General features: G+C 63.3%; 7 protein-coding genes and 3 pseudogenes. 5 read left to right on the forward strand and 5 right to left on the reverse strand.

Features of this window, described 5'->3' with window-relative positions:
* The 4 genes and pseudogenes from B3T59_RS22055 to B3T59_RS22070 form a co-directional block, all read left to right on the forward strand.
* Positions 1–561: pseudogene (locus tag B3T59_RS22055) on the forward strand (hypothetical protein); the annotation flags it as partial.
* A 109-nt stretch (positions 562–670) separates the two neighbouring features.
* Entirely contained in the window at positions 671–2,428 is a 1,758-nt protein-coding gene (locus B3T59_RS22060) for an ATP-binding protein (RefSeq protein ID WP_287005149.1), read from the forward strand.
* Positions 2,428–5,607: a type I restriction endonuclease subunit R gene (locus tag B3T59_RS22065; protein ID WP_287005150.1), complete on the forward strand. Its 3,180-nt coding sequence runs from the start codon at positions 2,428–2,430 to the stop codon at positions 5,605–5,607. Before B3T59_RS22060 ends, B3T59_RS22065 begins: the two co-directional genes overlap by 1 nt.
* A gap of 412 nt (positions 5,608–6,019) precedes the next feature.
* Positions 6,020–7,684, forward strand: a complete 1,665-nt coding sequence (locus tag B3T59_RS22070) for an alpha-keto acid decarboxylase family protein (RefSeq protein ID WP_287005151.1) — start codon at positions 6,020–6,022, stop codon at positions 7,682–7,684.
* 186 nt (positions 7,685–7,870) lie between these two features.
* Here the strand turns inward: B3T59_RS22070 and B3T59_RS22075 are convergent, their stop codons facing one another.
* The 5 genes and pseudogenes from B3T59_RS22075 to B3T59_RS22095 all read right to left on the reverse strand — a co-directional run bounded on the left by B3T59_RS22075 (position 7,871) and on the right by B3T59_RS22095 (position 15,827).
* On the reverse strand, positions 7,871–8,998 hold the full coding sequence (locus B3T59_RS22075) for an esterase/lipase family protein (RefSeq protein WP_376782610.1): 1,128 nt from the start codon (positions 8,996–8,998) through the stop codon (positions 7,871–7,873).
* A 23-nt stretch (positions 8,999–9,021) separates the two neighbouring features.
* Positions 9,022–9,771: a respiratory nitrate reductase subunit gamma gene (narI, locus tag B3T59_RS22080; protein WP_039856783.1), complete on the reverse strand. Its 750-nt coding sequence runs from the start codon at positions 9,769–9,771 to the stop codon at positions 9,022–9,024.
* A complete protein-coding gene (gene narJ / locus B3T59_RS22085) occupies positions 9,771–10,433 on the reverse strand; it encodes a nitrate reductase molybdenum cofactor assembly chaperone (protein ID WP_039856781.1) in 663 nt (220 codons plus the stop codon). Before narJ ends, narI begins: the two co-directional genes overlap by 1 nt.
* Positions 10,430–12,121, reverse strand: coding sequence for a nitrate reductase subunit beta (narH, locus tag B3T59_RS22090; protein WP_005208398.1), 1,692 nt, complete (start codon positions 12,119–12,121; stop codon positions 10,430–10,432). The genes narJ and narH overlap by 4 nt, the downstream gene beginning before the upstream one ends.
* Positions 12,121–15,827 (reverse strand): annotated as a pseudogene (locus B3T59_RS22095) (nitrate reductase subunit alpha). The gene narH and the pseudogene B3T59_RS22095 overlap by 1 nt, the downstream one beginning before the upstream one ends.
* A 272-nt stretch (positions 15,828–16,099) precedes the next feature.
* On the opposite strand from B3T59_RS22095, the pseudogene B3T59_RS22100 reads away from it, so the two are divergent.
* Positions 16,100–16,661, forward strand: a pseudogene (locus B3T59_RS22100) (hypothetical protein); the annotation flags it as partial.

Here is a 16,661-nt window from a genome sequence, read left to right on the forward strand (position 1 = left end):
TCAGAGCATGCGGACGACGGGTACGCCATTGTGCGGGCAGCAGATGTCAGAGACGGTGCTGTTACGACAAACGGAACTGATCACGTATCGCGCGCATTCAGTCGCCAGATAGGCTCGAAATCTGTACGAGTCAACGACTTAGTGATGACGACCAAGGGCACAGTAGGACGCACCGCGATCGTCGGCGAGCTGACGCAGGATGCGGTGTACAGCCCACAGTGCTGCTACTTTCGTGTGCCCGCGTCCAGCGAGATTCAGTGGGGGTATCTGGCGGGATGGTTTCTGAGCGATCTTCCACAACGCCAATTGGACTCGCTGATGCACAAGAGTGACATGGCTCCGTACGTCAACCTTCGCGATGTAGGCACGCTGGAGATCCCACGATTGCCTGCGGATCAGGAGCGAGATGTCGGGGAAGAACAGCAAACTCTGATCGCACTCATGCAGAAATGCGCCGCTTCGAACCGTGTCCTCGCCCATACCCGCGACGAACTTCTGCCGCTGCTGATGTCGGGGAAGCTGACGGTGAAGGACGCGGAGACGGCAGTTGCTGACTTGTAGGTAGTCGATACGGGTGACCCTTGCACGCATCACGGCGAATCACGAGCCAATCGCAAGAGTTAGTGCAAGACTTAATGCAAGAGTTAACGCAAGAGTTGGGGAGGGTGACATGACGGTCGACACCTCCGAGTTGGTCCGCACACTCCGGGCCCTCGGCACCGACCTGACCAGCGTCGAGGTCAAGGCCGCGGTGGGCGGCCTTCCCAAGTCGACCGTCGAGACTCTCAGTGCATTCGCGAATGGTGATGGTGGCACACTCATGCTCGGTCTCGATGAGCAATCCGGCTTCCGGCCCGCGGAAGGCTTCCGCGCGACAGCGATCCGTGACGCCCTTGCCAATGCATGTTCAGATGGCGTCACGCCCTCGCTGCGCGTCGCTGTTGAGATGGAAGAGTTTGAAGGAGCTTCGATCATTCGGGTCGAGATCCCCGAACTGGACCCAGTGGACAAGCCGTGCTTCGTGACGGCACGGGGCGAATATCAGGGCTCGTTCATTCGTAGCGGCGACGGTGATGTTCGGCTGAGTCATTACGAGGTCACCCAGTTGCTCAGCAACCGATCGCAGCCGACCTTCGACGCGGAGGTGGTGACCGGCGCGAGCATGGATGATCTTGATCCGGCATTGGTCGATGCTCTGATCTCGCGGTCCACAAGAAGGTCTCCGCGCACCTTCGCGAGCCTCGACCGTGATTCTGCGCTCCTGCGCCTGGGGGCCGCGGTGCGCGACGACGACACCATTCGTCCCAGCCTCGCTGGACTACTTTGCCTGGGGACCTATCCCCAGCAGTTCTTTCCGCAACTGTTCGTCAGCTTTGTGGTGCTGCCGGGGCTCACCATGGGCGATTCGCTCGCCGACGGTACAAGGTTTCTGGACAACGTGAATCTCGACGGCCCGATCCCGCACATCGTGGCAGACGCCACGTCGGCTCTCCTGCGGAACATGCGCTCGGCGTCTGTGATTCGGGGCATCGGGCGAGAAGATCGCTACGACTACCCCCTCGAGGTGTTTCGCGAACTGCTGGTCAACGCGCTTATGCACCGCGACTACAGCCCGCAGGCACGCGGCACGCAGATCCAGGTGGAGCTGTATCCAGATCGGATGGTGATCAAAAGCCCTGGAGGACTTTTCGGAGCCGCCCGCGCTGACGATCTCGGCACCGCAGACCAGATCTCCTCGTCGAGGAACGCGACGCTCGCGCGTCTACTCGCGGATGTCGAGCTCCCCGACGAGCCCGGTCATGTGGTGAGCGAGAACCGCGGGTCAGGCTTGCCGCGCGTCGTGTCGAGTCTGCGCCAAGCCGGGATGAGTCCTCCTGCCTTCGACGTCCCGCCCGGCCGCGTGACCGTCACCGTTCCGCAGCACGCCCTGCTGTCCGTCGACATCATCGACTGGATTGCATCGCTCGGGGCACCCGACCTCACCGACGCACAGAAACTTGCGCTGGCCATCATGCGCTCCACGGGGAGAGTCACCAACGCGATGCTTCAGGCGTGGGGAATAGACAGGATCGCCGCAGGCAACGCACTACGCGACCTTGTCACCGCGGGACTCGCAACAGTGTCTGGCGGAAAGCGTTACGCCAGTTACCGACTCGCTCCGCAGGCAGTCGCGGGAACAGCCCGTGCCGATGCTCCACAACCAAGTCCGACTCCGGCGACGACCGGGATCGCGGCCGACTTCGACGCGATCAAACAAGCCATTCGGGCCGGCCATGTCAGCGCACGTCAGATTGGCGCGGTTCTCGACATGGACTATCACGCCGTCCTTCGCCGACTTCGGGTGCTTGTCGCAGCCAATGAAGTGGAGCGCACCAAGGCCAAACACAGCAGAAGCCAAACCTACCGACTCACCAACGAGGACACCTGATGAGTACCTTCACCGAAGCCGACTGGGAAGACATCGCCCTTGAGGCGCTCGCCGACCAGGATTGGAAACCCGTCCCCGGACACGACATCGCTCCCGGGACTACCGACGGCCGAGCGGATTGGGAAGACATCGTCCTCGCGGACCGGCTGCTGGCCAAAATGCGGGCTCTCAATCCGCAAGTGCCATATGACTATCTGGTCCAGGCTCATGCCGCAATCCTCGCACCCGAGTCACAGGATGCGATCGCCGAGAACTACCGGCTTCACCAGATCATGGTGAAGGGGTACCGCGGGATGACCTACGTCGATCACGACGGTATCGACCAGACACCCACCATCCGGATCGTGGGCCAGTATCCGGAAGACAATGAGCTCCTCGCGGTCAACCAGGTGACCATTCGCAACGCGGAGCGAGAACGCCGATTCGACGTCGTCCTTTATCTCAACGGGATGCCGGTGGCCATCATCGAACTCAAGCAGGCAGGCGCCGAGAACGCCGATCTCGCTGCCGCACAAGCACAATTGCAGACGTACGTGCGGGAGTTCCCGATGGCCTTCCGGTTCGCTGTCCTCACCGTCATCAGCGATGGCCTCCACGCGGCATACGGCACACCGTTCACGCCGCTTGAACACTACGCGCCGTGGAACGTCGACGACGACGGTAAACCGCTGTCCATCACCGGTGACGTACGTGAAGACCAGCTCGGCGTGGAGCTCGAATTCCTCATCGACGGCGTCTTCAACCCCGAGCGGTTCCTTCAGTTGATGCGCAACTTCGTTGCGTTTGACGCCGGAGCCGACGGGTTTGTGAAGCGAGTTGCCAAGCCCCATCAGTACTTTGCCGTGAACAAGGCCGTGGGCAAGACAGTTGCAGCGTCGGAGAGTGATGGCAAGGCCGGCGTCGTGTGGCACACCCAGGGCTCGGGCAAGTCGATGGAAATGGAACTGTACAGCCACCTCGTGGCAACACAGCCGAAGCTCAAGAACCCGACCATCGTCGTCGTCACCGACCGTAAGGACCTCGACGGTCAGCTGTTCGAAACCTTCAACCGGTCAACACTTCTCGATGAGTCACCCGTCAAGATCAACACGCGTGACCAATTGCGCGAAGAGCTCTCCAATCGCACCACCGGCGGTATCTACTTCACCACGCTGCAAAAGTTCAGCCGAACCAAGGGCGAGCGAGAGTCCGGTGCCGAACATCCGCTGCTCACCGATCGGCGCAACGTCATCGTCATCGTCGACGAAGCGCATCGAAGTCACTACGACGATCTCGACGGCTACGCTCGCCATCTCCACGACGCCGTGCCGCATGCCACGCTGATCGCGTTCACCGGAACGCCAATCTCGCAGGCTGAACGAGACACCCGAGAGGTGTTCGGCGAGTACATCGACATCTACGACCTGACACGCGCCGTCGACGATGGCGCAACAGTGCCCGTCTACTTCGAGCCCCGGCTGATCCAGGTGAGTCTGGCGAAAGGCGTGACAGAGGAGGACCTCGATCACGCTGCCGACGAGGCGACCCGTGGACTCGATGATGTAGAACGCGACCAGGTGGAGAAGGCCGTTGCCGTCATCAATGCCGTCTACGGCGCACCGGAGCGTCTCAAGGCGCTCGCCGCCAATATCGTCGATCACTGGGAACGGCGATCGGCCGCGATGGAACCCTTCATCTCCTGTCCGGGAAAGGCTTTCATCGTCGGTGCGACTCGAGACATCTGCGCCCGGCTGTACGACGAGATCATCGCGCTTCGGCCCGAATGGCACAACGAAGCCGTCGACAAGGGCGCCATCAAGGTGGTCTACTCAGGCGAGGCCAAGGACCAGCCGCCGATCTCCAACCATGTTCGGCGCGAGGCGCAGAACAAGGTGATCCAGAAGCGACTGAAGGATCCCGATGACGAACTGCAGATCGTCATAGTCAAGGACATGTTGCTCACCGGGTTCGACGCCCCGCCGCTGCACACCCTGTACCTCGACCGCCCGCTACGTGGAGCCCTGCTCATGCAGACGTTGGCTCGTGTGAACCGAACGTTCCGGGGTGAGCCATCCGGCCTGCTCGTCGCGTACGCTCCGCTCGCCGAGAATCTCAAGCAGGCACTCGCCGAGTACACAGACGCGGATCGCGAGCATCAGCCGGTGGGACGCAATATCGAAGAAGCCGTGCAACTGGCCAGAGAGGTTGTGGCAGAGCTCGATACGCTCTGCTCGTTCTACGACTGGCGCAATCAAGCGGCGTCGTCGAAGCGGGGCTGGATACAGGCAGTCAAAAAGCTGACCAACGATCTGCGCTCACCCGAAACCCCAGGGAATCAGGTCGGCGACGGTGAGGAGACACTCAAGTCACGCTTCCGACGACTGGCCGGCGCCCTTGCCCGGGCATGGGCGCTGGCCGGTGGTGATGCGTCACTCGAGGACATTCGTAACGCTATGATCTTCTATGAAGAAGTGCGTGTGTGGATGGCGAAATGTGATGCTTCAGAGCGCCAGGCCGAAGGTCGTCCGATTCCCGACGACATCAAGCGGTTGCTGTCCGCAGTGGTTGCCGACTCGACGGCGACAGGAGACATTGTCGACATCTACGACGCCGCCGGGTTGGAGAAACCGTCGCTCTCCGACCTGGGGCCCGACTTCGAGGAGAAAGTGCGCTCGGCGTCGAACCCCCACCTCGCGATCGAGGCTTTGCGGGCGACGCTGACTGACGAGTCGTCGAAGGTGTCGCGAAACAACATTGTGCGGCAACGAGAATTCTCCGAACGTATCGCGACGCTGATGCGCAAGTACACGAACCAGCAGATCACGTCGGCGGAGGTGATCGCCGAACTGATCGAGCTGGCGAAGGAAGTGGCAGCCGAAGGGGATCGGGGGCAGCGCTTCCATCCGCCGCTCACCGACGACGAGTTGGCCTTCTACGACGCCGTGGCGACCAATGAGTCGGCGGTGGAGTTGCAGGGCGACGACATTCTGGCCGCGATCGCTCGGGACTTGGTGCGAATCATGCAGCGCGACACAAAGTCCGACTGGCTGGTGCGTGAAGACGTGCGAGCGAAGCTTCGCTCGTCGATTAAGCGGCTGCTGGTCAAGTACAAGTACCCGCCGGACAAGCAGCCGGCCGCGATTCGCACGGTGATCGAGCAGATGGAAGTGATGGCGCCGTATGTGGCAGGTGCGGAGTAGAAGCGCCTCGTCGTTGGTCATCCCTGGCGAACGGCATCGCACTCTTGCGACGGTGTGAACGAGTCGTGATCGGGTCGGCGTTCGTCGATGGGAATGCTCCGTCGGGCCTTGCGCGTGACCAGGGGCGGGCGCCGGCAGACGTCATCGCGCCACCAAGCGAATGGTACCGCCAACGAATTTGGGCGCCGGCTACACCGCCGACGGACAGGGCTGGCGGACGTCCGATTCGACGCCGCCCCTCCTCGACGCCGCGCCCTCCCCGACACCGCATCCCCCGATCGGGGGAGCGCGCAATCCACCCGAACATCGGCCAGATGGCGGGTGGGTAGGACGTCCAATATCGCGAAAACTGAGTTCATCGCTTCCTGAACGAGCCACAAGGGGCTCCCCGGCGATGACGAAAGGCGCGGACATGAACGTCACGAGTACCTACACCGTTTCCGACTACCTCCTCGACCGTCTCGCCGACCTCGGCGTCGACACCATCTTCGGTGTCCCGGGCGATTTCACTCTCGGACTTCTCGACCACGTCGACGAGCATCCGTCGATCAACTGGGTGGGCACCGCGAACGAGCTCGGCGCGGGCTACGCGGCCGACGGCTATGCCCGGATGAACGGCGTCGGAGTGGTGTGCTCGACCTTCGGAGTCGGTGAACTCAGCGCCATCAACGCGGTGGCAGGATCGTACGCCGAGCACGTTCCGGTGCTGCACCTGGTGGGCGCTCCCACCGAGGCGGTCCAGGCCGCCGGACGGGCGACGCACCACTCACTCGGCGACGGCGACTTCACCCACACGCTCCGGATGTCCGCGGAAGTGACTGTGGCACAAGAGATGTTGCAGCACGGCACCGCCACCGAACAGATCGACCGGGTGCTCGCCGCGATGGTGGCGGAGGGCCGCCCGGGGTACCTCTCACTCCCCGCCGACGTCGCCGAGCAGCCGTGTGAACCGCCCACCGCCGTCCTCGAAGTACCTGCCGCGCGCACAAGTGCCGACCAGCTCGCCCGATTCGCCGACGCCGCAACACAATTGATCGCCGACCGATCGCCGGTCGTACTCGCCGACATCTTTGTCCATCGTTCCGGTACGGTGGATCAGCTCCATCACCTTCTGAAAGTCGGTGGGCTGCAGTATGCGTCGCTGCTGTGGGGGCGGCGCGTCGTCGACGAGCGTGGTTCCGGGTACCTCGGGCTGTACCTCGGCGACGCGACCGAGCCCGACGTGCGCGACGCGATCGAGAACGCCGAGTGCCTCATCACTGTCGGCGTCTGTTTCACCGACCTGATCTCCGGCTACTTCACACAGCGACTCGACGACGCGGTCCGTATCGATCTGCAGCCGCACACCGCGGTGGTCGGTGGTGAGACCTTCGCCGGCATCGAGATGCGCGACGCGCTGGCCGTGTTGGCCGAAATTGTTCCCCCGCGGCCCGACCTGCCGGTGTCGTTCGCTGCTCCGATGAGCAACATCGAGCCCGATCCATATGCACCGCTGACCCAGAAAGAGCTCTGGGAGGCCGTTGGTGCGGCGCTGACCGGCAACGACGTGATCTTCGCCGACCAGGGAACCAGCTTCTGTGGCATTGCGGCCCAACGACTTCCGAGCGGTGCGGTGTTCATCGGTCAACCGTTGTGGGCGTCGATCGGCTACACGTTGCCCGCCATGATCGGGGCAGCGATCGCGGCACCGCATCGTCGGCCAGTCTTGCTGATCGGCGACGGCGCCGCACAGCTCACGGTTGCCGAGCTCGGCACGCTCATCCGGCACCGTATCCCCGCGGTGATCGTCGTCGTCAACAACAACGGCTACACCGTCGAGCGTGCGATTCACGGTGCGGAGATGAACTACAACGACATCGCTCCTTGGCGTTGGACGCTGCTGCCGTACGCATTGGGCGGCGACGTCTCGACGGTGCGGACCCATCGTGCGACGACGCAGGCCGAGTTGACCGGCATGCTCGTCGACGCTGCCGCGCACCCGACATCGCTGACGCTGATCGAGGCGGTCACCGGTGAACTCGACGTCCCGCCGGTGCTCGAGGCAATCGCGGCTGCGGCCGCGAGCGCGAACAGGTGACATCGGTCATCCATGAGAGAAAGGTCTTCGTCCCAGACCGTCACACCCGTGACGGTCTGGGACGAAGACTCAGGTGCCGACAGCAGCGCCGTCGCGGTAATCCGTATGACGGACTGCCCGCACAATCGGCACGAATGTCATACGGATCGGCGTCAGCCGGGCCAAGTGGCGTCGGGCGGCGGCGCGCTAGCCGACCAGCCACGCATTCGGTGCGCAGACGAGTGGGACGTCGGCGCCGAGGGCCCGCAGCACGATCGACGTCGCGCGGGGCGAATAGCTCATCGAGAAATGATCGGACGTGTCCTGGGGGCAGCCGTCCTGCAGCGTGATGTTGCGGGTGTTCTTGGTGCCCGTGGGGAAGAACGTGCTGGAGTAGGGAGTGGTGACCTCGTCGTAGCGGGTGCCGACGATCGTGTACCGGATGTCGCCGAGGGCGTAGACACCGCCGCTGTTGAGGTTCTTCAGGAACGGCGAGTTGTAGATCTGCTGGGTGCCCGAGACCCCGACGCCGAGTGCGAGGGGTCCGAGGATGTCGACGCCGAGGTCGTTGATGGTGCGTCCGAGCGTGCCGATGCCATTGAGCGTCGTGCCGTTGTTGGTCGCGCCGAGCGTCACGACGTTGGCGACCTTGGCTGCGCCGCCGTCGAATCGTAGGTATTGACGTGTCGAGATGCCGCCCATCGAATGGCCGACCATGTCGACCTTGGCTGCGCCGGTCGACGCGAGGACCTTGTCGACGAAGGTCTTGATCTGGGTCGCCGACTTCACGATGTCGCCGGTCCCATACACGCCGGGGAATGCTGCTGCTACGCCACCGCCTTGAGAGGGCGGCTGTATTCCGTAGTCGAGTGCGTAGACGCAGAAGCCTGCCTGCCGGAGCGCGGGGGAGATCATCGACCAGTTGCTGTAGGCGTTCTCCCACGTTCCGTGGACCAGCACGACGGGATTGCGGCCGACCTGGGGTTTGCACGACCAGTCATTCGCACCGGCGGGCGCCACGTCGGGATTCGACAGGCTGTGCGCGAAAGCCGCGGGGAACGTAGTCTGCTTCGGCCCGTTGCCGGTGGGGATGAGCCAGCGACTCTCGCCGTTGAGCAGGAAGGTCTCGGCGCGGGCCGGGGTGGGCGAGGCATCGGAGATGTAGTCGGCGAGCTGTTGCTGCGGGGCGGCCGACGCGATACCTGCGGAGTTCGCGGCAAGCGAGATACACGCGGCGACCGCGGCGACAGCCGTCGTCAGCAGGCGGGTTCGGGAACGACGTCGATGAGACGATGTGGTCACGTGCGAACCTCTCAGCCAGGTGTTGCCGGTCATAGCGCAGGCGAGTGGAGCGTAGCTCACCGGTCACGATCCCTGACTCCCACCGGTTCCCAGCCTCGGCGTGACGTGCGGTCACCTGGGGTGGGCAGTCGGTCGCGACTGCGGTACACGATGTACGGCCGGAACAGGTAGTGCACCGGAGCGGTGAACATGTGCACGAGACGGGTGAACGGGACGAGTGCGAACAGGGTCAGACCGATCAGGACGTGCACATGGAAGCGCAGCGGTGCTGCCTCCATTGCGCGAATGTCGGGTTGCAGCACGAAGATCGACCGAAACCACGGCGAGACAGTCTGGCGATAGTTGACCCCGGGTCCACTGGGATCGACTGCACCGACAACTGTGATGTAGGTTCCCGCGATCAGCGCGCATACCAAGACCAGATACATCAGCTTGTCGTTGCGGGTCGTCGCCATGAACACCGGGCCGGTGGTGCGACGTCGATAGATGAGCAGGCCGACGCCGAGCAGAGTCGCTGCCGCGGCGAGGAGACCGAAAAAGCCTGCGCCCCAGTGGTACATCGTCTCGGAGACGCCGAGTGCGTCGGTCCAGGACTGTGGGATGACCAGACCGACCGCGTGTCCGACGATGACCACGAGGATTCCGTAGTGGAACATCGGCGAGGCAATCCGCAGTAGCCGCGACTCGTAGAGCTCCGATGATCGTGTGGTCCACCCGAACTTGTCGTAGCGGTAGCGCCAGATCGTGCCGCCGATGAGTATGAGCAGTACAAGATAAGGCAGTACGCCCCACAGGAAGACGTCCATCACGGCTCACCCCTCGCAGGTGTCGCAGTCAGCGGCAGTAGGCGCGAATCGTAGGGCTCGAGGCCAACGGCCTCGACGCCGAGCGCCGGCGTCATCGCGCGCGCAGCCTGTCGGTCTACCGGCGATTCACCGGGCAGCGTCGAGCAGATCGCCGTGAGCACAGCGGTGTACGGAGATCGACGGTCGCGCAACGCGAATCGGATCAACTCGAGCGCTGGGCGATACTTCTCCAGCATCTCTTGTCCCGCGTCAGCGTCGACACGCGCCGCGAACTCCAGGACGATCGGCAGGTGGTCGGGCAACTCGCCGTGGAGGTCGACGACAAAGCCGCTGCTCCGATAGAGCGCTTTGAACTCGCCGAGTGCGGCTCCACGCCGTCGGGTGTCGCCATCGGTCCAGTACGAGAGATACAGCGTGTGCTTGCGTGACAGGTCGAATGTGTCGACGTAGTCGTCGACCAAGGTGGGGAGCGGCGTGGACTCGATATGGTCGACGAAGGTCAGTAGCTCACGAGTGGATGGGTGATCGGGCTGTTCGCATAATGCTCTGCGCAGCAGTGAGCTTCGGTCGATGAACTGATCGTCGGGGTAACTCAGACACCATGAGGAGACCTGCCACGTCACGCGATGATCGGCCGCAGTCGTGCGGCGAGGCCACCTCACGACGACGCCTTCGAGTCGCCGGTGTCGTCGGACGCGCGGCGGTCGGGGAACAGCCCTTCGGGCGAACCGTTACCGTCCCAGTTCAGCAGATTCGTGCGATTCGCGAGGCGATGTGAGCTGGTCGCGGTGTCGGTCGTCTGGCGTTGCTTGAGCGCGTGAAAGGTCTCCACCGACACCGGGGTCGGGGTTCCGCTCGCTTCACCGAAGGGGCCGGACTCGTACATGCCGGGCCCGTCCTCGTAGTCGAGGGAGCACGCCATCTCGTCGAGCTGTTCGGCCTGCTCGAGATGGGCCGTCGGAATCACATACCGCTCTTCGTATTTGGCGATCGCCATCAAGCGGTACATCTCGTAGACCTGCTCTTCGGACATGCCGACAGAGGCGGGGATGTCGGGGTCGGGTTCGCGGCCGAGTGTGATGTCGCGCATGTAGGCGCGCATCGCCGCGAGTTTGCGCAGGACGCCGTCTATTACCGAGGTGTCGCCCGCACTGAACAGTTCGGCGAGGTACTCGACGGGGATTCGCAATGCGTCGATCGCACCGAACAGGGTGCCCGCGTCCTCAGCGTCGTGGCCCTGGCCGCTGAGTAGGTCGACGATCGGCGACAACGGCGGCACGTACCAGACCATTGGCATGGTGCGGTACTCCGGATGCAGCGGCAGCGCGACGCGGAACTCCTTGGCCAGCGCATAAATTGGCGATCGACGTGCCGCATCGAGCCAGTCCTCGGGAATGCCTTCAGCCCGCGCCCCGGCGATCACGTCGGGGTCGTTGGGGTCGAGGAGCAGGTTGAGCTGGGCTTCGTAGAGGTCGGTGTCGTCTGGTGTGGAGGCGGCTTCGGTGACAGCGTCGACGTCGTAGAGAAACAGTCCGAGGTATCGGAGTCTGCCGACGCAGGTCTCGGAGCAGACGGTCGGCTGCCCGACCTCGATACGCGGGTAGCAGAGCGTGCACTTCTCGGCCTTGCCCGTTCGATGGTTGAAGTAGATCTTTTTGTACGGGCAGCCGGTGATGCATTGGCGCCACCCGCGACACCGGTCCTGGTCGACGAGGACGATACCGTCCTCGCTGCGCTTGTAGATCGCCCCGGACGGGCACGACGCCATGCATGAGGGATTCAGGCAGTGCTCGCAGATGCGGGGCAGATAGAACATGAACGTCTGCTCGAAGCTGAACTTGACGGCGTCTTCTGATTCACGACGCAGCTTCTCGACGATCGGATCGAGCGCGCCCAATTCCGGTGCGCCACCGAGGTCGTCGTCCCAGTTCGCCGACCATGTGACCTTCGTGTCGTCACCGGTGAGCAGCGATTTCGGCCGCGCAACAGGGAAATCGTCGCCAAGCGGGGCGTCGATGAGCATCTGGTAGTCGTAGGTCCAGGGCTCGTAGTAGTCGTAGATGGTGGGCTGAACGGGACTCGCGAAGAGCGTCAACAACTTCTGCATCCGGCCGCCTGTGCGCAGCCGCAGCTTTCCCTTGTTGTTCAGATGCCAGCCGCCGCGCCACTTCTCCTGATCCTCGTAGCGTCGCGGATAGCCTTGTCCCGGACGCGTTTCGACGTTGTTGAACCAGACGTACTCGGTGCCCGCCCGATTGGTCCACGCCTGTTTGCACGTGACAGAACAGGTGTGGCAGCCGATGCATTTGTCGAGGTTCATCACCATGCCGACCTGTGCCATGACCCGCATCAGTACGTCACCTCCTGGCTGCGCTTGCGTATCGTCGACACCATGTCACGCTGATTTCCCGCGGGGCCGAAATAGTTGAATGCGTAGGACAATTGGGCGTAGCCGCCGATCAGGTGAGTGGGTTTGACCAGAAGTCGGGTGGCGGAGTTGTGCATTTCGCCGCGACGACCCGTCGCCTCCGATTTCGGGACGTCGATCGTGCGCTCCTGCGCGTGATGAACGTAGACCACACCGGCGGGCATCCGATGGCTGACAATAGCCCTGCACACCACGACGCCGTTGGCGTTGACGCATTCGATCCACTCGTTGTCGTGCACGTCGATGGCTGCGGCATCCGACGGGCTCAGCCACGCGGTTGGACCGCCACGGGACAGTGACAGCATCAAGAGGTTGTCCTGGTACTCCGAATGAATGGACCACTTCGAGTGGGGCGTCAGGTATCGCACGGTGATTTGCTGCTCCCCGTCCGGCCCGAGCCTGGGCTCACCGAACAATCGGTGCATGTCCAAGGGCGGGCGGTACACGGGTAGCGACTCACCGAGGTCGATCATCCAGTCGTGGTCGAGATAGAAGTGCATACGCCCGGTCAGCGTGTGAAACGGCTTGAGCCGCTCTATGTTCACCGTGAACGGGGCATAGCGTCTGCCGCCTTTCTCAGATCCCGACCATTCCGACGAGGTGAACACCGGGACCGGGCCCTGCTGGGTGTCGGCGAAGCTGATCTGCTTGTCGGCGTTGCCCTCGGCCAGTTCGACGAGCGTCGTGCCGACGCGCTTCTGGAGCTTCTCGAAGCCGTTGACGGCCAGAGCCCCGTTGGTGGTACCGGAGAACATCAGGATCGCATCGGCCATCTTGGCATCCGTGTCGATTGCGGGCCTGCCGTCGCCGGCACCCCCGAGCATGACCCCGTTGCGATCCGCGAGGCGCCGTGACTGCTCTGCGATGTCGAAGGTGACGCCCTTGTTGGCGAAGCCGAGTGTGTCGGCCAGCGGCCCTACCGATGCAAGTTTCTCGGCGATCGCGGTGTAGTCGCGTTCGACCACCGTGAACGACGGCATGTTGACACCCGGCCGACCGGGGGATGCCGACATCGCCCAGTCGTCGACGCTGCCCTTGGGTTGCGCGGTCTCGCCGGGGGTGTCGTGTTGCATCGGAGTGGCGACGAGATCGTGGCGCACACCGAGGTGAGTCTTCGCCTGCTCGGACAGTTCGACTGCGAGCAGGTGGAAGAGATCGAAATCGGTCTTGGCCTCCCACGGCGGGTCGATGGCGGGAGAGAAGGCATGGACGAAGGGATGCATGTCGGTCGACGACAGGTCGTTCTTCTCGTACCACGTTGCTGCGGGTAGGACGATGTCGGAAAGAAGGGTCGTCGACGTCATCCGGAAATCTGCCGACAGGAGGAGATCGAGTTTGCCCTCCGGCGCATTCTCGTGCCACCGAACATCGTTGGGGCGTGGGGTATCCGGAGATTCGGCACCCATCACGTTGTTGTGGGTGCCGAGGAGATGTCGCAGGAAGTACTCATTACCCTTCGCCGACGACCCCATCAGGTTCGATCGCCACAGAACCAGCGTGCGTGGCCAGTTCACCTGAGCGTCGACGTCGTTGATCGCAGGTGTCAGTGAGCCGTCGGAAAGATGTTGTGCCACATAGCTCGACGCGGATTCCGCATCGCCACGGTCGACCGCGTCGCGGGCCTCATCGGCGACGTCGAGAGGATTGCGGTCGAACTGCGGATAGAACGGCATCCAGCCGAGCCGTGCCGATTGCGCGATGGCGTCGGCGGTGTGTTCGTGGTCGAGCGTGCCGCGCGACAGCGGAGATGCCAGTGACGTCGCCGAGTAGCCGTCGTTGCGCCACTGGTCGGTGTGCATGTACCAGTACGACGTGCCGGTCATGGTGCGAGGCGGTCGGCTCCAGTCGAGTCCGTTGGCCAATGACATCCATCCCGTGATCGGGCGGCATTTCTCCTGTCCCACGTAATGCGCCCAACCCCCGCCGTTTCGCCCCATGCAGCCGGTGAGGATCAACAGCGAGAGGATGGCCCGATAGGTGGCGTCGCCGTGGAACCACTGGCAGATCCCGGCTCCCATGATGATCATCGATCGTCCGCCCGAATCGACTGCATTGGTGGCGAATTCGCGCGCAACCCGGATCGCTGCCTCCGCAGGCACGCTGGTGATCTCCGCCTGCCAGGCAGGCGTGTAGGGGGTCGACGCGTCGTCGTAGCCGGACGGCCATTCGCCGGGCATGCCGTCACGATGCACCCCGTACTGCGCGAGCATGAGGTCGAAGACCGTGGTGACCTGATGGCCGTCGATGACGGTCGTCGGCACACCTCGGCGTAGCACCGAACCGCTGCCATCCGGGGAGTCGAAGGCCGGCAAAGCGATCTCGACCAGTTGCGCGTCGTCGCGACCGAAAAGGGTCAGCGCCGGGGTGATTGCTTCGAGGTCGAGGTTCCATCTGCCCTCGCCTGCGGCGGAGCGGCGAAAGCCCAGCGAGCCGTTGGGGACCGTGGCTGCTCCGGTCTGCTCGTCGAGTACCACGGTTTTCCACACGGCGTCGGAGTCGTTGTCATCGGCCCCCGCCAACTCATCCGCGGTCAGGAACTTGCCTGCGACGAGGCCGTTTTCGTGTTGCTCGACGTGCACCAGAAAGGGAAGGTCGGAGTAGGAGCGCACGTACTCGTCGAAGAACTCGGTGGTGTTCGCGACGAAGTATTCCGAGAGGATGACGTGCCCCATCGCCATGGCCAGCGCGGCGTCGGTACCTGCTTGTGCCGGTAGCCATTCGTCGGCGAATTTGGTGTTGTCGGCGTAGTCGGGGCTGACCGATACGATTTTGGTGCCGCGATAGCGCACCTCTGCCATCCAATGCGCGTCAGGAGTTCGGGTGACCGGGACATTGGAGCCCCACATCATCAGATACGACGCGTCCCACCAGTCACCGGACTCAGGGACGTCGGTCTGATCGCCGAAGACCTGTGGGCTCGCGACGGGCAGATCGGCGTACCAGTCATAGAACGACGTCATCACCCCGCCGATCAACTGGATGAAGCGCGTCCCCACGCAATGCGACACCATCGACATCGCGGGATCGGTGAGAAACCGGAGCAGCGGTCGGGGCCGTAGGTCTTGATGGTGTGCACATGGGCAGCCGCCGCCATCTCGATGGCCTCGTCCCAACTCACGCGGACGAGGCCGCCCTTACCACGAGCCTGCTGGTATGACCTGCGGCGCAACGGATCTCCGACGACGTCGGCCCACGCCAGCACGGGATCGCCGGTCTTTTCCTTGGCGGCCCGGTACATTTCGACGAGCACCCCGCGTGCGTACGGGTATCGAACCCGCGTCGGCGAGTACGTGTACCAGGAGAATGCCGCACCACGTGGGCAGCCGCGGGGCTCGTATTCCGGCCGGTCGGGACCCACCGACGGATAGTCGGTTTCCTGCGTCTCCCACGTGATGATGCCGTCTTTGACGTACACCTTCCATGAGCACGACCCGGTGCAGTTGACGCCATGGGTCGATCGCACGATCTTGTCGTGGTTCCACCGATCGCGGTAGAAGACATCGCCAGCACGGCCTCCCTCGCGGAAAGCGACTCTCCCGTCAGAGGTTTCGTCCCAGCGGGTGAAGAATTTGCCGATATCGAGTAGGGCTTTGGCTGCATCGCCCTGAACTGCAGTAGATCGGGCCATGAATTCACCATACGGATGAAATGCTCGGGGTGTGCGGTTTCGTCGTCGCAGATCCGAGGCGGCTCGGCGGAGGCGTCGACGCCCGGCCGGACGTTATCGCCGAGTGCTCCGCGTGTTTCGATTGGGTATAGACATTCGCAATGTGTAGGTCCTTGTGACACAACGTGAAAGGGTCGGTCAGTGTGAACGTTTCGCGTGCGGTATCGCCCGATTCGCCCACCCGGCTTCGACGACGCGTGCCGCATGCGAGCCTTGGGCAGTTCACTTTCGTCATGGCGACCGGCATTGTGTCGACAGCAATCCACAATGCGGCGACACTCGGTAGTGGCACATACTCGGATCTGGCCGATCTCATTTCGGCGATTCTCTTCTTTGCGGCAGTCGTCGGATATGTCGCGTTGATCGTGTTCACCATTGCCGGTTGGTTCACTGGTGCAGGCGTGGTCGACGAGGTGCGGCGTGAGATCGCGACCGACGGTTTCACCGTGTTGGCGTTTACCGCGGCGAGCGGGGTGCTTGCGGCGCGATCGTTAGCGGCGGGAAGTACCTGGGCCGCAGTCACATTTGCTGTCGTCGCACTGGTGTCGTGGGTGATCCTCGGCTACACGGCGGTGATCGCCGCGTTCTTCAGCGCCGCACAGTCGCGGGAGCATCCCCCGGCGCCGACGACCCCGCTGCCCTGGACACACGTCAACGGCACCTGGTTTCTGATGGTCGTCGGAACCCAGTCGATTGCCGTCGCATTCGGGGCGCTCGCGGCCAAAGAGCGTGTCGACTGGTATGCGGTCGTTGCCGCACTGTGGTGGGGGACCGGCAGGGTCACGGCAAAGTCGG

The sequence above is a fragment of the Gordonia sp. UBA7860 genome (assembly GCF_002500165.1).
In the GTDB taxonomy this organism is placed as follows: Bacteria; Actinomycetota; Actinomycetes; order Mycobacteriales; family Mycobacteriaceae; genus Gordonia; species Gordonia sputi.